Annotated in this window: 17 protein-coding genes and 1 riboswitch; of the genes, 11 read left to right on the top strand and 6 right to left on the bottom strand. The window is 71.5% G+C overall.

What is annotated here, in order from left to right; all coding sequences use genetic code 11:
- Positions 1–240 precede the first annotated feature (240 nt).
- A complete protein-coding gene (locus FRANCCI3_RS15075) occupies positions 241–798 on the top strand; it encodes a DUF4232 domain-containing protein (RefSeq protein ID WP_011437383.1) in 558 nt (185 codons plus the stop codon).
- 96 nt (positions 799–894) lie between these two features.
- Here the strand turns inward: FRANCCI3_RS15075 and FRANCCI3_RS15070 are convergent, their stop codons facing one another.
- From FRANCCI3_RS15070 to metK, 5 genes are all read right to left on the bottom strand, one after another.
- A complete protein-coding gene (locus tag FRANCCI3_RS15070; RefSeq protein WP_011437382.1) occupies positions 895–2,088 on the bottom strand; it encodes a thiolase family protein in 1,194 nt (397 codons plus the stop codon).
- Positions 2,089–2,228: 140 nt separating this feature from the next.
- Positions 2,229–3,476: a TAXI family TRAP transporter solute-binding subunit gene (locus tag FRANCCI3_RS15065; protein ID WP_035732034.1), complete on the bottom strand. Its 1,248-nt coding sequence runs from the start codon at positions 3,474–3,476 to the stop codon at positions 2,229–2,231.
- Between the two features lie 235 nt (positions 3,477–3,711).
- Entirely contained in the window at positions 3,712–4,755 is a 1,044-nt protein-coding gene (locus FRANCCI3_RS23565; RefSeq protein ID WP_023840801.1) for a toll/interleukin-1 receptor domain-containing protein, read from the bottom strand.
- 143 nt (positions 4,756–4,898) lie between these two features.
- On the bottom strand, positions 4,899–5,375 hold the full coding sequence (locus tag FRANCCI3_RS15055) for a DUF309 domain-containing protein (protein ID WP_011437379.1): 477 nt from the start codon (positions 5,373–5,375) through the stop codon (positions 4,899–4,901).
- Positions 5,376–5,603: 228 nt separating this feature from the next.
- Positions 5,604–6,809 (bottom strand): methionine adenosyltransferase, encoded by a 1,206-nt coding sequence (metK, locus tag FRANCCI3_RS15050; RefSeq protein ID WP_011437378.1) that lies wholly within the window; start codon positions 6,807–6,809, stop codon positions 5,604–5,606.
- A gap of 1,316 nt (positions 6,810–8,125) precedes the next feature.
- Between metK and FRANCCI3_RS15040 the strand changes: the two genes are divergently transcribed.
- The 10 genes from FRANCCI3_RS15040 (at position 8,126) to FRANCCI3_RS14995 (ending at position 19,289) form a co-directional block, all read left to right on the top strand.
- Complete coding sequence (locus FRANCCI3_RS15040; protein WP_236701490.1) at positions 8,126–9,475, top strand: amidohydrolase family protein; 1,350 nt, start codon at positions 8,126–8,128, stop codon at positions 9,473–9,475.
- Positions 9,476–9,692: 217 nt separating this feature from the next.
- Positions 9,693–10,049, top strand: coding sequence for a four-helix bundle copper-binding protein (locus FRANCCI3_RS15035; protein ID WP_011437376.1), 357 nt, complete (start codon positions 9,693–9,695; stop codon positions 10,047–10,049).
- 638 nt (positions 10,050–10,687) lie between these two features.
- Positions 10,688–11,233 carry an alpha/beta hydrolase gene (locus FRANCCI3_RS15030; RefSeq protein ID WP_023840802.1) on the top strand — a complete coding sequence of 182 codons (546 nt, stop codon included), beginning with the start codon at positions 10,688–10,690 and terminating at the stop codon, positions 11,231–11,233.
- Positions 11,234–11,792: 559 nt separating this feature from the next.
- Positions 11,793–11,991, top strand: a riboswitch (cyclic di-AMP (ydaO/yuaA leader).
- A 491-nt stretch (positions 11,992–12,482) separates the two neighbouring features.
- Complete coding sequence (locus tag FRANCCI3_RS15020; protein WP_011437373.1) at positions 12,483–13,232, top strand: peptidoglycan-binding protein; 750 nt, start codon at positions 12,483–12,485, stop codon at positions 13,230–13,232.
- A 257-nt stretch (positions 13,233–13,489) separates the two neighbouring features.
- Positions 13,490–14,326 carry an AfsR/SARP family transcriptional regulator gene (locus tag FRANCCI3_RS15015; protein ID WP_023840804.1) on the top strand — a complete coding sequence of 279 codons (837 nt, stop codon included), beginning with the start codon at positions 13,490–13,492 and terminating at the stop codon, positions 14,324–14,326.
- A gap of 193 nt (positions 14,327–14,519) precedes the next feature.
- Positions 14,520–14,630: a lasso RiPP family leader peptide-containing protein gene (locus tag FRANCCI3_RS28215; RefSeq protein ID WP_023840805.1), complete on the top strand. Its 111-nt coding sequence runs from the start codon at positions 14,520–14,522 to the stop codon at positions 14,628–14,630.
- Complete coding sequence (locus tag FRANCCI3_RS15010) at positions 14,627–16,483, top strand: asparagine synthase-related protein (protein WP_236701491.1); 1,857 nt, start codon at positions 14,627–14,629, stop codon at positions 16,481–16,483. The genes FRANCCI3_RS28215 and FRANCCI3_RS15010 overlap by 4 nt, the downstream gene beginning before the upstream one ends.
- A gap of 22 nt (positions 16,484–16,505) precedes the next feature.
- Positions 16,506–16,823, top strand: a complete 318-nt coding sequence (locus FRANCCI3_RS15005) for a lasso peptide biosynthesis PqqD family chaperone (protein ID WP_011437370.1) — start codon at positions 16,506–16,508, stop codon at positions 16,821–16,823.
- Entirely contained in the window at positions 16,820–17,350 is a 531-nt protein-coding gene (locus tag FRANCCI3_RS15000; protein WP_308726809.1) for a lasso peptide biosynthesis B2 protein, read from the top strand. The genes FRANCCI3_RS15005 and FRANCCI3_RS15000 overlap by 4 nt, the downstream gene beginning before the upstream one ends.
- The gene (locus FRANCCI3_RS14995; protein ID WP_011437368.1) at positions 17,328–19,289 is read left to right on the top strand and encodes an ABC transporter ATP-binding protein; all 1,962 of its coding nucleotides are present in this window, start codon (positions 17,328–17,330) and stop codon (positions 19,287–19,289) included. The genes FRANCCI3_RS15000 and FRANCCI3_RS14995 overlap by 23 nt, the downstream gene beginning before the upstream one ends.
- Before the next feature lie 39 nt (positions 19,290–19,328).
- Here the strand turns inward: FRANCCI3_RS14995 and FRANCCI3_RS14990 are convergent, their stop codons facing one another.
- On the bottom strand, positions 19,329–20,825 hold the full coding sequence (locus FRANCCI3_RS14990; protein WP_011437367.1) for an acyl-CoA synthetase: 1,497 nt from the start codon (positions 20,823–20,825) through the stop codon (positions 19,329–19,331).
- Positions 20,826–20,854: the final 29 nt, after the last annotated feature.

The following is a 20,854-nucleotide window of genomic DNA, read 5'->3' as shown; positions in this document are numbered from 1 at the left end:
CAGCCAGTCAGCCAGTCCGGTGCCGTGGCCCGGCAGGCCCGGTACTGGAGAAAGGTCGATCGGCGGGCGTGGGCCGGACGCGATGGTGAGGAACCGGACGCGCCGATGAGAACAAGAGCGCTGGAGCCCGGTATGACGGATCTCCGACGGTGTCACGGAGGGTAGCAGTGGGAAGGGAGTAGGTGACATCACCGGGTGGCTTGCCGGCAAGCCGGCTCGCCGCGCGACGAGGAGGTCGTCATGCACAGGTCTCGTGGGAGGGCTCTTCCGGCGGTACTCGCCCTGGCCGCGACGTCGATCTTCGTCGCCGGATGCGGCGCGGGCCCGGGCGGCGGGGGTACCGCCACCGCGGTGGCGGCTCCGGCGACGTCCGTGGCGGCCCGGTGCCGGACCGCTCAGCTCGCTCTGAGCAGCGTCGACCGCCAGGGAACCGCGGGCAGCGACTACGAACGGCTGGTCCTGACCAACATCGGTCACAGCCCCTGCGTGGTACGCGGATTCCCCGGCGTGTCGTTCGTGGACGCGGCCGGCCGGCAGGTGGGCGCGGCGGCGGAGCACACGGGGCCGGCGGGCGCGCCGGTGCGGCTCGTGCCCGGGGGTGCCGCGACGGCGGTCCTGCGCATCCTGCATCTCGGCGTGGCGGAAAGCTGCACGCCTCCCTCGGGGACCGCGCCGGTCGCCGCGCTGCGCGTGTACCCGCCGGGGAACACCGAGGCGCTGCGGCTGAGCGGCCCGGACACGCAGGCATGCCGGGATCCCGCCGTGCGGCAGCTCACCGTGGCCGCGTTCACGGCGTGAGGGCCGGCTCCCACGGTGCACCGGGCGCGGACCAGTGGACCGATACCGGCTAGGCCGATACCGGCGGATCGGCCGGTGGAGGTCGTCCGGTGGAGGTCAGAGCCGTTCGATGATGGTGGCGTTGGCCATGCCGCCGCCCTCGCACATCGTCTGCAGGCCGTAACGGCCGCCGGTGGCCTCCAGGTAGTTGAGCATCGTGGTGAGCAGGCGGGTGCCCGATCCGCCCAGCGGGTGGCCCAGCGCGATGGCGCCCCCGCGCGGGTTGAGCTTCGCCGGGTCGGCACCGGTGTCGCGGGCCCACATGAGCGGCACGGGCGCGAACGCCTCGTTGACCTCGAAGGCGTCGATGTCGTCGATGCTCAGACCGGCGCGCTTGAGCGCCTTGCGGGTTGCCGGGATCGGCGCGGTCAGCATGAGCAACGGGTCGTCCCCGGCGAGCGCGAACGTGTGGAACCGGGCCCGTGGCCGCAGGCCGAGCTTGTTCGCCCTGGTCTCGCTCATGATCAGGACGGCCGAGGCGCCGTCGGTCAGCGGGGAGGAGTTACCCGGGGTGATGTTCCAGGTGATCTCCGGGAAGCGGGCGGCGTACGCCTCGGTGTAGAAGGACGGCTTGAGCTTCGCCAGCGTCTCGACGGTCGTGGTCGCTCGGACCGTCTCGTCCACGGTGTGCTGGGCTGTCGTGCCGTCCGGAAGGGTGATCTCGACCGGGACGATCTCCCCGGCGAAGTCCCCCGCCGCGACGGAGGCCGCCGCGAGCTGGTGCGACCGCGCGGAGAAGATGTCCAGGTCCTCCCGGTTGATCTTCCATCGGGCGCTGACGAGCTCCGCGCCGATGCCCTGGTGGGCCAGGCCCTCCGGGTAGCGGGCGTGCAGGCTCGGGCCGTTGGGGTCCTTGCCGAAAGTGGTGGAGCCCATCGGCACCCGGCTCATCGACTCCACGCCGGCGGCGATGACGATGTCGTAGGCGCCGGCGAGCACCCCCTGCGCGGCGAAATGGGCGGCCTGCTGGCTCGAGCCGCACTGGCGGTCGATCGTGGTGGCCGGCACCGACTCGGGGAACCCGGCCGACAGCACCGCGGTGCGCCCGATGTTGACGGCCTGCTCGCCGGCCTGGTCAACACACCCGGCGATGACGTCGTCGACCAGCGCCGGATCAAGGTCGTTACGGGCGATCAGTGCCTTCAGCACGGTGGCCAGCAGCTCCACCGGATGGGTCTCGGACAGCGCCCCACCCGGCTTGCCCCGTCCCGACGCCGTGCGTACCCCATCGACGATGACTGCGTTCTCCATGGGTTCTCCCTCGTCACAACCATCACAATGACGGCGGATCGACCGTCGCCCTGCCCGGTACCGCCCTGCCCGTTGCCTGGCGCCTGCCCGGATCGACGCTACGGGCCACCCTCTTGATGGGTCAACAAGTGAACCGGAGGTCAGGGGGTCGGGGCCGGGCATCCCGTCGGATAACCGAGCGCATGTGTATAGTATCTCTCCGCCGCCGGATGTAGCGGGACGTACCGGCAGATGTTGGTCGCGATGAAGGAGCCGGGAGTCGCGAAACCGAGGCGGCGCGCCTGCGCCTGCGCCTGATGAGTGGCCCACAGGGTGGCCTTGAACTCGGCGGAGTGCTCGTCCATCATCCAGGCGGCGAACTCGACCAGCGCGGGATCGGCGTACCTACTGGCGACGATGCCGTTCGGCACCGCGAGGGTCGCTGTCGGCTGGGACGGGATGAGGTTGTAGTCACCCGGCTCGATAGCGGCCCTTGTGAAGACGTTGGCTCCGACATCGAGGTACTGGGAGTACCAGTCCCGCTGGATCGCCGACTGCCAGTCGTCGAGTGGCACGAATTTGATCTTCTGGTAGCTGTCGTTATATTCCTGGACCGCCATCGTGGGAGCGCCCGCCGCCCACAGGACCGCGTCGGCGTGATCCGCGCCGGTGGAGTGAAGTTTCTGGAGCGCCTCGGTTATCCGGTTCCCGGTCACCGGACGGACGACGCAGCCCGCTCCCTTCACCCGGGTGATCTGACGGAACAGCACGGTGGCGATCTGGTGGGTGCCCGAGTCGAGCAGTCCGCTTTCGACCGTCTTGCCGCACAGATCGTCCGCGCTGTGAATGCTGGAGTCGGCCGGGACGATGAGCTGGAGAACGTCGTAATAGATCTGGCCGACGAGGCTCAGACCCTCGACGGCCCCGCCGGTGAAGTCGCCCCGGCCGTTCTGGGCGTCCACCACCACGTTGAGTTGGGCCAGCGCGAGAGTGCAGCGCCGGTTCTCCGGAACCCCGAGATTCTTGAGGTTCTGGGACGTCCCGCTCGTGTCCGAATCAGGAAAGGCGCGCCACCCGTTGCCGCCGTTCAGCGCCGGATCACTGATGAGCTTCGCGAGTGTGCTCGCGTACTGCGAGTAGGGGGTGCGGGGCTGGCCGGCGATGATCCGTACGGTCGTGCACGTGGTCGCGTGCAGGTTCGCCTTCGCCTCCGTCGCCGCATCGCGCCGAGCCTGTTCCGGTGCCGCCGTCTGCGCTGAGGGCGTGCTCGGGGGCGTGCTCACGAGCATCGGGCTACGGCCGTCTCCGCCGAAGGCCCGGCCGATGAAGACGCCGACGATGGCGGCCAGGATCACCAGGGCGGTGATGGCGATGGGACGCCGTCCCAGCCGCGACCGGGTATTGGACATCGCGGCGACTCCTCGATCCGTGGGACGCTGACGTCGGGCCTTGCGCGGGGCAAGCTCCGGGGCACGTGTCCGCCACTGGGCCGCCGCACCGGGATCCCGGTGCCCCGGATCCCGGTGGTGAGAACCTGGCCGGTCGCGCATCCCGCTCCCACCGCGCTGATCGTCGCATACCAACCATGCCGCGCAGGACGCCGTTGGTCGAGGGCGGCCGATTCTTGTGCCTGATCCCCGAGGGCTACGGGGTAACGACCGATTTGTTCCGAACGCCCGGCTCCGTGACTGCAGCCGGGTCCGGGTCCGCCGGATCGGCCGGTGGCGCTGGGCGGGGTGGGCGCATGGCGATGGTGAAGACGGCCGAAAACGCCGCTGCGCCCAGCACCTCGGCCATGGCCGCCCACGCTCGGCCGTGGGCGATTTCCGCCCCCCCGAGCGCGCCCACCACGCAGGCCCCACCGACCACCAGCGTCGCGGTACGGTCCGTCGGAGGGAACAGCATGAAGGCCGGGGCGGCCGCGGCGAGCGCGGCGACGAGTGAGCCGACCAGCACTCCGCCGGGGCCGCCGTCCGCCACCTGGAAAGCGATTCCGATGACGATGGCCGCGGCGAGCGTCGGAAGCACGACCCACCCCCGCGTGAGTGCGGTACGGAGGGCGCGGGCCGCCCGGCGCCATCCCGCCACCTCCGGCGGGAACGTGGGCCGTGAGGTGATCGGGCGTTGCGTGGGCGGCAACGGCAGGGTGAGGCCGGTGTCCGGGGTGACGGCGGCGGGGGTGCCAGGTGTACCGGCGGGGTCGGGCTCCGGTGGCTCGGTCCGGGTGCCCTGGGCCGGGGGGAAGCCCGGCCGCTTCTTGGGCGCGAGACCACCTTCTTTTTCCCAGGCCGAGCGGACGTTGCGCAGCAGCTCCTCCCGGGCGGCGTCCTCGTCGTCGATGCCGATGAGGTCGAAGTGGACCACCTGCCGGAGCATCCCGGTAGGGGTGCATTCCGCTATCCGCACCGGGATGAGCTTACGGAGGTTGCCCTCGGGATCGTATTCGAACGCCGCCTGCCATTCTGCCCGGCAGTACGGGGAATTCAGATACTCGGGCGAGAGCACCGCGATCGTGTGCCGGCAGTTCTCCATCCCCTGACCCATGTCCCTGACCCAGTTGCGGCCGGGGCCGATATGCCAGGCCTGGAGAAACACGCGATAACCGACCTCCTGCAGCTGCCAGGCGATCCATTCGGCCCAGTCCCGGTCGCGCTGGCAGTAGCTGATGAAGAAGTCGCCCTGGTCCACCCGATTCCCACCTGTGAAATCCTCCGGACTGCTCGCTCCAGCTGAAGGATGATCGTACCGTCGTTCTAGGATGAATGCCACCGTTCTGCCCCGCCGCGGCGGGGCAGAACGGGCAGGGGCGCGCCGCGGGTGGCGCGGTGGGGTTAACCGACGAGGCGGGGCCCGCCGTCGGCCGGGGCGGTCCGGGCGGTGATGCACGGCAGCCCGGGATGGGCCCGGCCGATGTCGGCGATCCGCAGGTCCACCCAGGCGAGCAGACCGGGAACGGCTACGCCGTGCGGAGGCCGGTCCGCGTAGGGGATGAGGTTCGCCGCGCCGCGCCGCAGCACGGCCACGCCGCCCTTGACGTTGCCGCGGGCCAGATGGGTGACGCCGACGGCGAGCTGTGCCAGCCCACGCCACAGCCCGCGCTCGCCGGGGTCGGTCTCCGGACTCTTCCAGACGGCTTCGAGTACCTCGTGTGCCTGGAAGGGAAGTCCCGCGTCGAGGAGTCGCTGGGCCTCGGCGAGCGCCGCGGCCGGCGGTAGCGGGGCCGAGGAGGCGAGCGGCGGCACGCCGGTCTCGCCGTGGGGAAGGGGGCGGCCAAGCGCGTCCCGGGGCCGTTCCCCGGGCCGGGACACCCCGGACCCTGATTCAGTCGCGGGGTGCGCCCGGGGGACGGGGCGTGTTCCGGGAGGCGGCCGTGTTCCGGACGGTGCGCGTCGCCCGGACCGGTCCGAAGTGGTCATGCGGTCCACTCTGACCGCCTCTCGGGGGTGGCGCCTCCCGTAGCCGCGCGGACCGGGGTCGTCGTCAGGCAAGACCGGGGGCGCGGTGTCAGCGGCTGCCGGTGTCAGCGGCTGCCGGTGTCAGCGGCCGACGGCGGCGCGCAGCGCGTCGGCGCGGTCCGTGCGCTCCCAGGTGAAGTCGGGCAGCGTCCGACCGAAGTGGCCGTAGGAGGCAGTCTGCCCATAGATCGGCCGTAGCAGGTCAAGGTCCCGGATGATGGCGGCCGGGCGCAGGTCGAAGACCTCCGAGACGGCCCGCGCGATTTCCGGCACCGGCACGGTCTCGGTGCCGAAGGTCTCGACGAACAGGCCCACCGGCTCGGCCTTGCCGATGGCGTAGGCGACCTGCAGCTCCGCCCGCCGGGCGAGGCCGGCCGCGACGACGTTCTTGGCGACCCAGCGCAGCGCGTAGGCGGCCGAACGGTCGACTTTGGACGGGTCCTTGCCGGAGAAAGCACCGCCGCCATGGCGGGCGTAGCCGCCGTAGGTGTCAATGATGATCTTGCGGCCGGTCAGGCCCGCGTCGCCGATCGGGCCGCCGATCTCGAACCGGCCGGTCGGGTTCACGAGCAGCCGGTAGCCGTCTACCTCCAGGCCCAGGTTTTCCTCGGCCAACCGCTTGAGCTCGGGGGCGATGACCTGGTCGCGGATGTCCGGAACCAGGCGGGTGGCCAGGTCGACGTCGGCGGCGTGATGCGCGGACACGACCACCGTGTCCAACCGGACCGGGCGGTCCCCGTCGTATTCGATGGTCACCTGGGTCTTGCCGTCCGGCCGCAGGTAGGGCAGCAGGCCGTCGTGACGCACCTTCGACAACCGCTGGGCGAGGCGGTGGGCCAGTGTGATCGGCAGCGGGAGCAGGTCGGGGGTCTCGTCGGTGGCGTAGCCGAACATGATCCCCTGGTCGCCGGCGCCCTGCTGGGCCAGCGTGTCCTCGCCGCCCTCGACCCGTGCCTCATAGGCCTTGTCGACGCCCTGGGCGATGTCCGGGGACTGGGCACCGATCGAGACCAGCACGCCGACGGTCGCGCCGTCGAAGCCGGTGGCGGCGTCGTAACCGATGTCGGTGAGGGTGCGCCGCACGACGGCGGTCACGTCGACGTGCGCGGAGCTGGTGACCTCGCCGGCCACGTGCACGTGCCCGGTGGTCAGCAGTGTTTCCACCGCGACCCGGGAGGTGGGGTCGCCAGCCAGGAACGCGTCGAGCAGGGCGTCGCTGATCTGGTCGGCGAGTTTGTCCGGATGGCCTTCGGTGACCGACTCGGAGGTGAAAAGGCGACGGGACATGGAAGGATTCCTCGTTTCACAGAACAAGATATGGAACAAGACGATGTTGCGGGAGAAGGTGCCGGCCGCACGGGGACATACGTGCGCGGGTGGAGCTGCGCGGGTGGATCCGCGCGGGTGGAGCTGCGCGGGTGGATCCGCGCGGGTGGAGTTGCGCCGGTGGATCCGCGCCGGTACATCCCTACATCCGTGCCGGCACTGGCTGGCCGGCACGGTCATTTCACCAGGGCCGGTGCTCGGGGTCCGGGTGCCGCGTCGGGCTCGTCGACGCCGTCGGATGTCGAACCGCATGCGGACATGCCCTCCGAGTCGGCGGGCGCCGAGGTGAGGAGAGCGGGGTGCTGGCCGCGCCGGCCTCCGGCCGCGCCGGCTCGACGGCCGGCCAGGCCGAGGGAGCGGACCGAAGCGGTGGATCTCGGGAACGCGCTGAGGGCGCGCCGGACGAGCGCGTCCGCCGCGCGGCTCAGCGCGCGGTACAGATGGCGGAACTCACCAGGGAGAAGTCGACGTGGCCACGCGTAACGAGAACGGCCGGACTGAACACCGAATGATCTCACCACGGCGGTCAACCTGCCGTCAACGCCGCAGGCCGATCGTGTGCCGTTGCCCGGGCTCGATCTCTCGTCCCGACCGCGCCGTCGTCGGAGGCCGCACCCGCCGGTGCCGGCGGCCGAGCGGGCCGACATCGAGGTGTGGGCCCGCCGATCGAGCGTGGACGAGAAGATGATCATCGCGATCGCCTGCTAGCACGCGGATCGCGTCCGTTCCTACGAGTTGCTTGCCAGTGAGCGGACCTGGCCGGCTCGTCCCTCGACCCTTTGCGTCATCCGGGACCGGTGATTACGGGGGAGTATGATAGATGATATTGAGCGCGGTCATCCGGGGCCGAGTGAATCCGGGGCCGAGTGAAGGAGACGTCGTGTCGGACGACCGGTGCGGGATCACGGTAACGCTGTGGCCTCGGCCGGGTGGCCGCGCGGTCGAACTCACTCATCGCCGTCACATCGACACCTGCCGCGTCAACACGGCGGCCTGTCCCCGTTGACATCCGGATGACCTCCGGAACATCCGGACCTCCCGCACCCCGGCCTCGACCTTCGATCTGACATCCGCCTCCGCGCGTTTGTCGGTCGGTGCTCGATCCGGCCGGAACGAGGCGTTGGAGGTCGTCGTCAACGGCAGGAACGGCGCTGGTCATGACCGATCCCCCGGCATCATCGGAACAATCCCTGACTCCGGAGCAGCCTCCGGCGCACGGGCGATCCACCGCGACGGAACAGTCCGAGTCCGGGCGTCCCGAGTCCGGGCGGTCGACGGTGCCCGGACGATCAGAGGCGGCCGAGGCCTTCGTCCTGCGGGGGGTGCACGTCCTCGACAGGACCGGGCGCTTCGGTGAGCCGACCGACGTCGCCGTCGGCGGCGGGATCATCCATGCGGTCGGCACGCGACTCGGTCTTGACCGGGACGCCGTCGACGTTGACGCCCACGACCTGTGGCTGATGCCAGGGGTCGTCGACTGCCACGCCCACGTCACGCAGTCCACCTATGATCCGTTCGAGCTGGCGACGGCGTCGCTGTCCACCCGGGTCCTGCAGACCGCCGCCGCGTTGCGGGCGTCGTTGGCGGCCGGTGTCACACACCTGCGGGACGCCGGCGGCGCCGACGCCGGCATCCGGGACGCGGTCAGCGCGGGCACCGTGCCCGGACCTCGGCTTGCCGTGTCCGTCGTCGGGCTGAGCCGGTCCGGGCGGCACGGTGACGGGGCGATCATCGGTCCCGGGCTGGAGTCGGCCGAAGATCTTCTCATGCCGGACTATCCCGGCCGGCCCCCGCATACCGTTACCGAGGCGGGCAGCCTGCCGGCCTCGGTGCGGGGCATTCTGCGGGCGGGTGCGGACTGGATCATGATCTACGCGAGCGGCGGGGTGATGTCCGCCCGGCCGGGGCAGCCCGAGCCGCAGTTCAGCCCGGTGGAGCTTGCGGCCGCCGTCGCGGAGGCCCGGCGGTACGGACGTCCGGTGATGATGCACGCCTTGGGCGAGCGGTCGATCGAGGCCGCGGTCGCAGCCGGAGCGCGTTCCATCGAACACGGCATCGGGCTCACCGAGCCCGTGGCGGCCGCCATGGCGGCCGCCGGGGTGACGCTCGTCCCCACCCTGTCGCCCTACCAGGACCTGGCGGCGCTGGCGGCCACCGGAGTGCTGCCGGGCTGGGCGGCGGACCGAGCCGAGGCCACCGAGGCCGCGCTGGCCGGCACGATCGCGGTCGCCCGTGCGGCGGGGGTGCCGATCGCGCTCGGCAGCGACGCCCGGCACCGCACCCGGCACGGCGCGAACCTGGCCGAGATCAGCCGGCTGCGCCATGCCGGGCTCACCCCACCCGAGGCGCTGCTCGCCGCGACCGCGACCGGAGCCCGGCTCTTCGGACTGGGTGAGGGAGCCGGCCGCATCGCCGTCGGCTCCGCCTTCGACGCGATCCTGCTCGACGCGGACCCCGGGGACCTGTCGATCTTCGAGCGGCCGGGCGCTGTGAGCGGAGTGTTCCTTGGCGGTCGCGCGGTGCTGCCCCACCCGCGGCTGCCCGGGAAGCTGGTCCGCCCCACCATGGTGATGGAAGAGGTGCCGAGAATCGTTCCCGAGCGGCCCGCGGTGTCGCCGCCCGGCTGACTCTCCCGTTTTCCGGAATGTTCACGAAATATCAAAAGAAATACCCTTAGTATGGCTCGCGGGATTTCGTCGGATCCATTCTGGGACGGCGATTGACCGAGATGCGGATCGGCCCCCGAAAGCTATCGTCGTAGGGGCCCCGCTGCCGGCTGCCGTCAGGTGGTCCGGGCCGTTCGCTGGTACGGGGTGCCGCGTCTCCAATGCCTGGAGGGTTCTCATGCAGCACGCTGAAATGATCAATAAGAACATGCGGAAGGCCATCGAGGAGTGTATGTCCTGCTCGGCTCTGTGCGAGGAGACGATCTCCTACTGCATGGACATGCCGGGCGCCATGATGGAGTCGGCGAACATGCGGCTGATGATGGACTGCGCGGCCGTCACCAGGACCTGCGCCGACATGATGTGCCGGATGTCGCCGATGCACGGGGAAATGTGCGCGATGTGCGCGCGGATCTGCGTGATGTGCGCTGAGATGTGCGAGAGGATGCCGCAGGATCAGCAGCTCGCCAAGCTCGCCGGCGCATGCCGGTCCTGCGCGGAGAGCTGCAACACGATGGTGGGCGCCGCCGCCTGAGCCGCGTCCGGCCCGACGGCGCCGGGGCGCAGCCGGCGGTCACCCGACTCCGCCCCGGCGTCCGGCTGTGCGGCGGCGCGTGGCACATGATGCGCGGCACATGATGCGCGGCACATGATGCGCGGCCTCGGTCACGACCGGTGGCTACGGTTACGTATCCTCGGGCGGACATGGGGTGAAACACCTGAGTAACAATATTGACCATGTTGACAGGTAGCCGTCGGATAGGCAAAATATGGTCATGTTCTCCTCGGTGGGTCGGATGACCCCCCTGGTCGTCCGTGGCCACATTGACTTCCTGCGAGCGGCCTCGTCCGGTTGTCCGACCCGGCCGCTTCACGTGCTTTACTAGCCTCCTCGGATTTCCCTCGCTCTCGGTGTTCTCCCTGGCGTTCTCCTGATTCACGGTCACTCGATAGGTCTGTCCGTAGATCGTCATCGCCTGCGTGGACGCCAGCCGCCTCGGTATCGATGTCCGGTCAGTACCGGGTACATCTCTGGACGGTTTCCGATCGGAGCATGCTGTGTCGTCCATGGTTTCGTCGTCATACTTTCATCCGCGCCCCCGTGGATATGTGGGGGGGCCGGGAACCCGTTACTGGCCCAGTGGTGATCCCACCCACTCGAGAAGAGCCAGTGTGGTCCTTCTTCCCGGTCGTGGAGAATCCGCCGAACATTTCGAGGGCCTAGCTTTCCGGCTCGCGCTCGACGGCTATCAGGTGACGTTTCTCGACCATGGGAGAGACACCGTCCTCGCCCTTGGTGAGGCGCGTGCCCCCGATGGTCCGTTCGTCCTGCTGGGTTCGGACAGCGGGGCCCTGCGGGCGTTGGTCGGCGCCGGTTCGCCAGCGGTCCGGCCGGATGCCCTCGTGTTGCTCGACCTGCCGCTGGTGTACCGGAAGATCGCGGGCGAGGATCCGGGACAACCGATCCCACGGTCGCTTCCCGACCTGCCGATCCTGTTGCTCCATGCCGAGCGCGACGAGGTCAGCCCGCTTGCGCTGGCGCGCATGATGACGCGGACCGCGCGCCGGGCCCGGCTGGCGTCGCTGCCCGGGGGGCATGGCGTGCTCGCCGGCCCCGGCCGGCGTGCGGTCGGCGCGCACATCCTGCTGTTCCTCGAGAACCTCCGTGTCCCGCGGCTGGCCCCACGGCAACGGCAGCGGGACCGGTCGGTCGACTGATCTCGCCCGGTGCCGGGCGCGCCCGCGTGCCGGTCCGATCGGGGTGTGCCTTCGCGGGAGGCCCAACCGCTCAGCAGGTGTTTCCTCGGCGGGTGCCGGCGCGAATCACGCGAATCCGCGGGTCAGTCGTCCGTCCCGTACCGCATCGTCCGTTTTCCAACGGCGCAGGCTTCGAGCCGCAGGCTCGAAGCCTGCGCCGTTCGCGTTTGCGTACCCGTCCGCACGCCACCCGACCCCCGGGCCAGGCTTCCCGCTTGCCGTGGTTGCCGTGGTTGCCGTGGTTGCCGTGGTTGCCGGGGTTGGGTTGCCGGACGGCCGGGCGGTCCCGGTGACTACCGGACCTCGTGGCCACCGGTCCCCGTCTCGACAGACCGGCCATATCGCCAAGATCCGGTCGTGACGGGTGATCTGCGTCGCTACCGGTAGCTGCTATTGATGTCCGAGAGTTGCGGCATCGCAGCGTTATGCACGCATCGTGACCAACATGCGCCCAGATTCGGCACAACTCGTACTTGTCACTACGGTCTGTAGTTCGCTACGGTTGCGGGGTATCAACAGCTCCGGGCCGACGCCGAGTTCTGTCCACGGTCCGCAGCTCCCTCCGAGAGATCTTGGGCAGAAGCGGGGGAACCACGTTCCTCCGGGTGGCTCGTTGCGGGCCACCCTTGGGGTTAAGCCGTTACGCGCACGCCGCGGAAACGGCCGGGCTTCCCGGCCCGAACCCGACAGCTAACCTCGCAGGCGTACGGGAAGGACTCGACGTTGCCTGTGTTTCAGGAACGCTCGGCTCCGGTCTTCTGGACCGTGACGCCGTTCGGCGCGACCCGCGGTGCGTCCCCGCCATACGGGGCGCCGTTCTCGCCCTGACGTCTTCGCGAGAACGTGCCATCCGGTCGGTGCCCGTACCGGCCGATCGCGCTGACGCGCCATACCACCAGCTCGGCTGAAAGCCACCCGGCCTCGTCGTCTGTGGTCGGCTGACCCCTGCCGTCCACCGGGCCCGCCAGGCCTGGAACGGAATGACCACGGCCGCCTGCCGTGCTGTTCAGCCCATCGACCCCGGGATCCCCAGGGCGCGTCGATCGGTCGTCCCCGGTCGTCCCCGGACGGCCTCTCGGCGCACCGGCAGACCGGCACTGGGTGCTGCCCTTCTCCAGCGCGGTCGTCTCCGCTCGCCCTCCTTCGAGCGGCATCCCTCCCCTCGATCACCCGTCTGTGTTCGACGACACCGAAATGAGATGTCAAAGAAATGGCCAAGGGAAAGCATCGGAAACGTTCCACCCGGACCCGGGGCGCCGTTGTCGCCGCCGTCGGTGTGATCGGCGCCGGCGCCGGCATGTTCGCCACCGCGAGCCCGGCCAGGGCCGCCACCACGGTCCCCGATGTGACGATCGCCAGCGCGGCCGCGAACGCGGGACTGCCCGGCTGCCGCGGCGTTCCGCTGGCCACCTGGGTCGCGGTGGCTCTTGCGGAGTCCGGCGGCAACCCCTACGCCCACGCCACCTACGGCGAGGACTCGCGCGGCCTGTGGCAGATCAACATGCGGGCCCACGCCGGCTGGGTGGGTAACCGCAACCTCTACGACCCGGCCGTCAACGCCTGGGCGGCGAAGAAGGTCTGTGAAGGCCAGGGCATCACCGCCTGGAGCGCCTACACCAACGGCCTGCACTACCGCTACCTGGCCCGGGGACAGGCGGCGGCGGCGGCCGTCTCGCGCGGCGTGCGGTTCACGAACATCTCCTACTCCTCGCTGGCTGCCCCGGTGCGTGCGGCCGTGGTGGCACCCGCGGCCCGCTACCCGTCGCTGGCCGTCGGCCTCGGGTTCCGCCTCGACGTCCACCAGATCCAGAAGAGGCTCGCCAGCCTTGGCTACCCGATCAGCGTGGATGGGAAGTTCGGGTACCAGACCAACCACATGGTCAAGGACTTCCAGCTGAAGCACGGTCTGGTGGTTGACGGGATCGTCGGACCGCAGACGCGGGCGAAGCTCGGGATCTGACTCTGATCGAGGCCCGCCGACCGGGCTCCGCTGCCGCCGGCCGGTGTTCCCGACCCGCCCGAGGGCGCTGCTCGATATCCGCACGCACCGGATGACTACCCGGGGTGAGGTGGGGGTATTCAGCCACCGGGCCAGCACCCGGCCGGGAGCACCGGGTCGGGAGACGGCATCGGCCCGGGCGGGACCAGCCGGCCCGCACGGGACCAGCCGGCCCGCACGGGAAAACCGAAACGGGGGCCCGATCGATGAGAGCCACGATGCTCGACGACTACCTACCTGAGGCGAGTCCGAACGCATCCTCCGTGACCGGGGCCGGTCTCCTGTTCGCGGTCCTGGGGCCGCTGGAGGTGCGGCGATCCTCGGGCGAGCAGGTCCGCATCGACCAGCGCAAGAAGCGCATACTGCTGCTGACCCTGCTGCTGCACGCCGGCCAGTGGGTGAGTGTGGACGGGATGCGGCTCGCGCTCTGGCAGGATGCCCCGCCGCGCTCCGCCGGGGGCAACATCAAGACTTATCTCTCGGAGCTGCGGCACACCCTCCGGCCGCCCCTGGACACGTCCGGAGCCGGGGGGAACGGCCCCGGGCGCATCGAGAGCCGGCCGGGGGAGTACCGCCTGGTCGTCGCGTCCGGTGAGATCGACGCTAAGCGGTTCGAATCGGCCGCCGAGCAGGGCCGCGCCGCCGTGCGCGCCGGCTCGCCGGAACGCGCCGCCGGGTTTTTCGAAGGCGCCCTCGCGCTGTGGCGGGGGGACGCCTTCGACGAGCTCCCGGCGGAGATCGCGGGCGCGGAGGTCCTCCGGCTGGAGGAGGCTCGCTGGGCGGTGTGCGAGGACCTGATCGACGCCCGCCTGGCCCTCGGCGAGTACGACCGGGTGCTGCCGACCCTGCGGGCGCTCACGGTCGAACATCCGACCCGGGAACGTCTCTGGGCCCAGCTGATCCTTGCGTTGGAACACACCGGCCGGCGGGCCGAGGCACTGGCCGAGTACCAGACGGTCTACCGGCGGCTGGTGACCGAACTCGGGATCGAGCCCGGTGTCGAACTGCGGCGTGCCCATCAGCATGTACTGAATCCGGACTCGTGGGTCACCTGATGCCACGGCCGTGCCGGCCGAGTCGTGCGCCGGAAGTCAGCTGAACCGCCAGTGAACCCGGCGGGGGAATTTCAACCATACGGGCTGGACCAGCCGGCCGGCGCCCGGGCCACGCGCGCGGCGCCGCCGTGTATCACCACCGGGGCGCACGCCACCGGGGCGAGGGCGCGCGGAAACCGCTGAGGAGAAGACGATGAAGGCTATCTACCTCCCCCCGCGACTGGAAGATGCCGGCAGCTTCGCCGCAGTGACGAACGGCCGCTGGGGCTGGGGGCGTGACTACTCCTGGCGGCGTTTTGCGTGACGGCGGCCGGGGTGGCGGTGGTCCCGATTCCGTCCTGCTGGTTTCTGGTGCTGGCCGACCGTGATCCCGTCGTGCGTCCGCCGGGGGCTCGTCGCATGCTGCGGTATGCCTCCGGGCGGCCGTGGATCGTCGGCAACTGGCCGGACGATGCCATGGTCAGTGCCGTCGCCGGGCGCTCGCGGCTGGCCCTGATCGGGTGTGCCGCGACCAACGCGCGACAGCTCCTGCGGCTGCTTCTCTCGGCCCGTGACGTGCACGCTCTCGACCTCGCGCGCGCCGTGGCCGGCGACTACCACGTGATCGCCGAAATCGACAGCCACCGTCGCGTCCAGGGCAGCCCGACGGGAACCCGGCGGGTCTTCACCGCCCGGTTGGGCAGCCACCTGGTCGCCGCCGACCGCGCCGACGTGCTTGCCCGGCTCACGGGCGCCCCGCTGAACCGGACGGCGCTGGCTTTGTCGCTGCTCGACCCGTCACCGCCCCATCCGCTCGATGACCTGGTGCTCTGGGAGTCGATCGACGCGCTGCCCCCGGATCACTACCTTCTCGTCGGCCCTGACGAGAAGGCCACCGTCCTGCGGTGGTGGCGTCGACCGGCACCGGTGCGGTCCCGCACGGAGGGGGCGCCGACCCTGCGGGCGGCTCTCGCCGAGGCCGTGGCGGCGCGGGTCGCCGGCGGCGGGACAGTGAGCTGTGATCTGTCGGGCGGACTGAGCTCCACCTCGGTGTGCTGCCTGGCCGCGCGCGGCCCCGCCGACGTGGTCGCGCTCACCGGGATCGCCCCCGATCCCGGTGACGACGACGCCGCGCGGGCCGCGGCCACGCTCCCTGGCGTCACGCGCGAGATCCTGCCCGCCGCCGGGCTTCCCCTCGTTTACGACGGCATCGCCGACGCCGACGAACCGCTCGACCGGCCGTTCGTCGGCATCGGCGACCGGGCGAAGCTGCGCGCGGGTCTTGACCGGGTCGCGCTGTACGGGCCGCGGGTGCACCTCACCGGGTTCGGTGGTGACGAGGTCGCCTACGGCTGTCCCGCCTACCTCCCCCGGTTGTTGCGCCGCCGGCCCCGGCGGGCGCTGCACGACCTGCGCGGACACCGAGCGCAGGAGGGCTGGCCGTGGATGGCGTGCCTGCGAATGATGCGCCCGCGCGGCTACCGGGACTGCCTCGCCGACATGGCCGATGCGCTCGACCAGGCCCGCCGTGCCACGGTCGGCCACGCGCGCCGTCCGGCCGGTTCCGGCCGATCCCACCCGGGCGTCCTGGCCTCGCTCGACTGGGCCTTTCCGCCTGTGGTCCCGGGTTGGCTCACGCCGACGGCCCTCGACTTGCTGGCCGGAGCGTTCGCGGAGGCCGTCCGGCGCGCCCGGCCGCTGGCCGAGACCCGGGACGGCCACGCCGATCTCTTCGCCATCCGCGCTGGCGCGGCGGTGTTCCGGTTGTTCGACCAGCTCGCCGATCCGGTCGGCCCGCCGCTCGCCGCACCCTTCCTCGACGAGCGGGTGGTCCGGGCGGTGCTGGCGGTGCGGCCCGAAGAGCGCACCGGTCCGTGGGAGTACAAACCGCTACTGCAGGAGGCCATGCGCCGGCTGGTGCCGCAGGAATGCCTGCGCCGCGAGACCAAGGCGGATACCGCCGCCGAGGAGGATCAGGGCCTGCGCACCAGCCAGGACGTCCTGGTGAAGCTGTGCGATGACAGCCCGTTGGCCGATCTCGGCCTGATCGAGTCGGACGCGCTGCGCCAGGCGTGCCGATCTTCGTCCGTACCTGGTCATCGCCACCAGGCGCTGCGACCGACGTTCGCGGCGGACGCGTGGCTGCGGGTGCTCGCGAGCCGGCGGGGCCCTGACTGAGCTACCGGAGGAGTGAGTGATCATGGTGACGCTGCGGCCTGACGTGGTGCGGGCGCCGACCCAGTACGGAGCGGTGCTCCTCCATATCGACAACGGCCGATACTGGACCCTCAACCCCTCGGGTGACCTGGTGCTGCGGATCCTGCTCGACGGCGGTGACACGGCAGCCGCCGTCCGCGGGCTGTGTGAGACCAGCGAGGTTGACCCGGAGACGGCGCGCCGCGACGTGGAGGGTCTGCTCGCCCAACTCGCGGACGTGGGCCTCATCGAGGCCGAGCCCGAGTCCCGATGGTCACCCGAGACCGAGGCGGTCTGCGATCCCCGGACGCAGGCCCGGTGACCGCGCCGATGGTGGTCGAGCGGCCGGAGGCGAAACCGTCCCTCGCTCGTCGGCTCGGCGCGCTGGTCGCCGTGGGGATCGCGCGGGTGCTCGCGACCCAGTCGCCGGCCCGCATCTGCCGGGTGCTCACGGGGGTGGGCGCGGGCGCCCGCCCGGCCGACTATGGCACCGCGCTCGCCGCCCGGCAGGCGGTGACAGCCGTGAGCCTCACCTGCCGCGGCGCGCGGGGCTGTGTTCCCCGCTCGATAGCGACCGCCCTGCTGTGCCGGTTGACCGGAACGTTCCCGACGTGGCGTGTGGGGGTGCGCACCATCGCGCCGTTCGCCGCGCACGCGTGGGTCGAGGCGGACGGAGTGATCGTCGGGGAGTCGATGCCGGCAGGCTACCTGCGGCCGCTGCTCAGCGTCGGTCCGGGAACGGTAACCGGGCCGCGTCGCGTGGGCTGGCTCCGTCGCGTGGGCGGGCTCCGTGGGAGTGGCGGGCTTCGGGGAAGGGGCGTGCCTCGTGACGAGGGCGTACGTCGTTGAGGGGGAGGGCCGGGGAGCTGCCCGGGGGCCTGCGTCGCGGGGCGTCACGGAACTCTGGGCGCTGCTGCGCGGCCGTCGCGGGGCGGTGGCGATCGCCACGGCGCTGACCGTGGTTGGCACCGCCGTCGGGGTGCTCCAACCGCTGCTCGTGATGCGGGTGATCGACGCCGCGCAGGCGGGGGGTGTTCCCGGCTGGCTCATCGGGGCGCTGCTGGGTCTGTTCGTCGGCCAGGCGGTGATCGACACCGCCGGGCACTACCTGCTCGAGCGCGTCGGCCAGGGCGTCCTGCTCGGCCTGCGCACCAGCCTGATCGGCCACCTGCTGCGGCTGCGCATGCGGGTGTTCGACACGCGGCGGATCGGGGATCTGATCTCCCGTGCGAACACCGACACGACCGTGGTGCGGGAGGCGGTGGCGTACAGCTTCACCGCCCTGGTCACCAGCGTGATCGGCGTCGTCGGCGCCGTCGCCCTGATGATCTGGTTGAACCCCTGGCTGTTCCTGCTCGTGCTCGGGGTGGTGGCGGTGGCCGGGGTCGTGGTACTCGGCGCGCTGTCCCGGATCAGGACGGTGTCCGAACGTGGGCAGGCCAGCGTCGGCGGCATGACCGCCGACCTGGAGCGCGCCCTCGCCGCGATCCGTACCGTGCGGGCGAACCGCGCCGAGGGGCGGGAGGCCGCGCGCATCGGCGACCACGCCGCGGCCGCCTACCAGGCCGGCCTCCGGATGGCGAAGCTGGACTCGATCATCGCCCCCGCGATGCAGCTCGCGGTGCAGGGAAGTGTGCTGGTCGTGCTCCTGGTCGGCGGGGTCCTGGTGGCGCGCGGTTCGGCCTCGCTCGGCAGCCTGGTCGCCTTCCTGCTGTATGCCACCTACCTGGTGATGCCGTTGTCGCAGCTCATCGAGGCGGCGGCGACCATCCAGCGGGGGATGGGGGCGCTGTCGCGGGTCAACGCGGTGTTCGCGCTGCCCCGGGAAGGCGACGACGAGTCCGTGCGCGGTCCGCTGCGCACCGTCGCGGTCGTGGCCCCCGGCGGGACGCGCCCGCCGGCACCATTGTCGCCCTTGTCCTCGTCGCGAGTGTCGTCCTCGTTCTCGTCACGAGGGGAGACGCCGAACCCGCGGGCGCCGTCGATCGAGTTCCGTGACGTCTGGTTCGGCTACGCGCAGACGCCAGTGCTGCGCGGGGTGTCGTTCACGGTGCCGTCTCGCGGGCACGTCGCGCTGGTCGGGCCGTCCGGTGCCGGCAAGTCCACCATCCTGGAGCTTGTCGAGCGCTTCTACGAGCCGGACGCCGGAATGATTCTGTTCGCCGGCCACGACGTCCGCGCGATGCCCCGCGCGACCGCCCGGGGGTGGGTCGGGCTGGTCGAGCAGAACACCCCGGTGCTGCACGGCAGCCTGCGGGACAACATCACCTATGCGGCGCCGGATGCGACCGAGGAGCAGATCGCCGCGGTCCTGGCCACGGCGGGGCTGCGGGACTTCACCGACCGGCTGCCCGAGCGGCTCCGGACTCCGGTCGGTGATCATGGTGTGCTGCTCTCCGGCGGGGAACGGCAGCGGGTCGCGATCGCCCGCGCGCTGCTCGCTCAGCCCGCGGTGCTGCTCCTGGACGAGCCCACGGCCCAGCTGGACAGCGTCAACGAGCAGGCGCTCACTCGCGCGATGAGCCGGATCGCCGCCGAGCGGGCACTGCTGGTCATCGCCCACCGGATCTCCACGGTGCGGGCCGCGGATTTCATCCTCGTGCTGAACGAGGGCCGCGTGGTCGCGCAGGGCTCGCACGAGGAGCTGATGGCGACCAGCGCGTTCTACCGCGGCCTCGCCACGGGCCTGCCGGCCGGTCCCGCCAGCCCCGCCAGCCCCGCCGGGCCGGTCAGCCCGCCAGAGCGCGGGCGAGCCGGGACCGCAGGGCCTCCCGCCCCGGTGAGGTGAGCGCTTCGAGCCCGCTCTCCTCGACGCCGTGACCTGCACTCAGGGCGTTTCCGGGGGAGCCAGGGCGGACTTGCGGATCTTGCCCATCGAGTTGCGGGGGAGCTCGGCCACCAGGTGGATCTCCCGGGGCCGCTTGTGGATGGACAGCTCCCGCGCCACGAAGTCGATGAGCGCCTCGCTCGCCGTCTCGTTTGCCGTCTCGCTCGGTGTCCCGTCCGACGCCCTGCCCGGTATCCCGCCTGGTGCCCCGCCCGCCGCACCGGCCAGGTCGGGGGCGACGACGAAGGCGGCGATGCGCTGCCCGAGGTCGTCGTCCGGCAGCCCGACGACGGCGGCCTCGCGCACGGCCGGGTGGGCCAGCAGTACGGCCTCGACCTCGCCCGCGCCCACCCGGTAACCGCCGCTCTTGATGAGGTCGGTGGATCGGCGCCCGACGATTCGGTGGTGGCCGTCCGGGGCGACGACCGCGGCGTCACCGGTGCGGAACCAGCCGTCCGCGGTGAACGACGCGGCGGTGACCTCCGGGCGCCCCAGGTACCCGTCGAACAGGGTGGCACCGCGGACCTGCAACTCGCCGATGCTCTCCCCGTCCGCGGGCAGCTCGGTCCCCGTCTCGTCGTCCACGAGCCGGGCCCGCACCCCCGGCAGGGTGGTACCGACCCAGCCCGCCCGGCGCTCCCCGTCCGCCCGGGCGCTGATGGTGATCAACGTCTCGGTCATCCCGTACCGTTCGATCGGGGCGAGGCCGGTGAGCCCGGTGAGCCGGTCGATCACCGGCCTCGGCAGGGGGGCACTGCCCGAGACGAGCAGCCGGGCCGAGACCAGGGCGCGGGCGGTGGTCGGATCGTCGCAGACCCGGGACCACACGGTCGGCACGCCGAAGTACAGGGTCCCCCCGGCCGCCGCGTACGCCGTCGGGGTCGGGCGGACGGTGTGGATCAACCGGCTGCCGACCCGCAGCGCCCCGAGCACACCCAGGACCAGGCCGTGGACGTGGAACAGCGGCAGCCCGTGCACGAGCGTGTCCTCGGGCGTCCAGGCCCAGGCGTCGGCGAGGGCGTCCAGATCGGCGGCGATGGCCGGGGCGGACAGCACCACGCCCTTGGGGGCTCCGGTCGTCCCGGAGGTGTAGAGGATGAGCGCCGGTCCGGTTTCCCCGGACCCGGACCCGGAGCCGGAGCCGGCAGACCCCGACCGTGCGGTGAGATCGACCGGCACGGTGGGGATCGCGAGGTTGTCCCAGGCGGGCCTGCCGAGCAGCAGGGCGGCGCCCGAGTCGCGCAGGATGTGACCGCGTTCCCGCGGCCCGGAGTCAGGCGGCACGGGTACCGCCGGCACCCCGGCGAGCAGGCAGCCGACGACCGAGACGACGGTGGCCATCGTCGCCTCGGCGTGCACGGCCACCGCCGGCGCGCCGGCCACCCGACCGGCGACGACGGACGCGGCCGCGAAGAGCTCTGCGCGGGTGAACTCGACCTCCCCGACCCGGACGGCGGGGCCGTCGTGCTCGCCGGCAGGCAGTGGGAGCAGGGTCACTCCGTCATGCTCCCATGGCCGAACCCGTC

The organism is Frankia casuarinae, from assembly GCF_000013345.1.
GTDB lineage: Bacteria > Actinomycetota > Actinomycetes > Frankiales > Frankiaceae > Frankia > Frankia casuarinae.
The sequence above is the reverse complement of the archived record's forward strand: the minus strand, read 5'-3'. Positions and strand labels throughout refer to the sequence as shown.

Excerpts from the sequence above, each read along its gene's own strand:
- FRANCCI3_RS15075 (WP_011437383.1), top strand. The coding sequence starts at position 241 with ATGCACAGGTCTCGTGGGAGGGCTCTTCCGGCGGTACTCGCCCTGGCC.
- FRANCCI3_RS15070 (WP_011437382.1), bottom strand. The coding sequence starts at position 2,088 with ATGGAGAACGCAGTCATCGTCGATGGGGTACGCACGGCGTCGGGACGG.
- FRANCCI3_RS15065 (WP_035732034.1), bottom strand. The coding sequence starts at position 3,476 with ATGTCCAATACCCGGTCGCGGCTGGGACGGCGTCCCATCGCCATCACC.
- metK (WP_011437378.1), bottom strand. The coding sequence starts at position 6,809 with ATGTCCCGTCGCCTTTTCACCTCCGAGTCGGTCACCGAAGGCCATCCG.
- FRANCCI3_RS15035 (WP_011437376.1), top strand. The coding sequence starts at position 9,693 with ATGCAGCACGCTGAAATGATCAATAAGAACATGCGGAAGGCCATCGAG.
- FRANCCI3_RS15020 (WP_011437373.1), top strand. The coding sequence starts at position 12,483 with ATGGCCAAGGGAAAGCATCGGAAACGTTCCACCCGGACCCGGGGCGCC.
- FRANCCI3_RS15015 (WP_023840804.1), top strand. The coding sequence starts at position 13,490 with ATGCTCGACGACTACCTACCTGAGGCGAGTCCGAACGCATCCTCCGTG.
- FRANCCI3_RS28215 (WP_023840805.1), top strand. The coding sequence starts at position 14,520 with ATGAAGGCTATCTACCTCCCCCCGCGACTGGAAGATGCCGGCAGCTTC.
- FRANCCI3_RS15005 (WP_011437370.1), top strand. The coding sequence starts at position 16,506 with ATGGTGACGCTGCGGCCTGACGTGGTGCGGGCGCCGACCCAGTACGGA.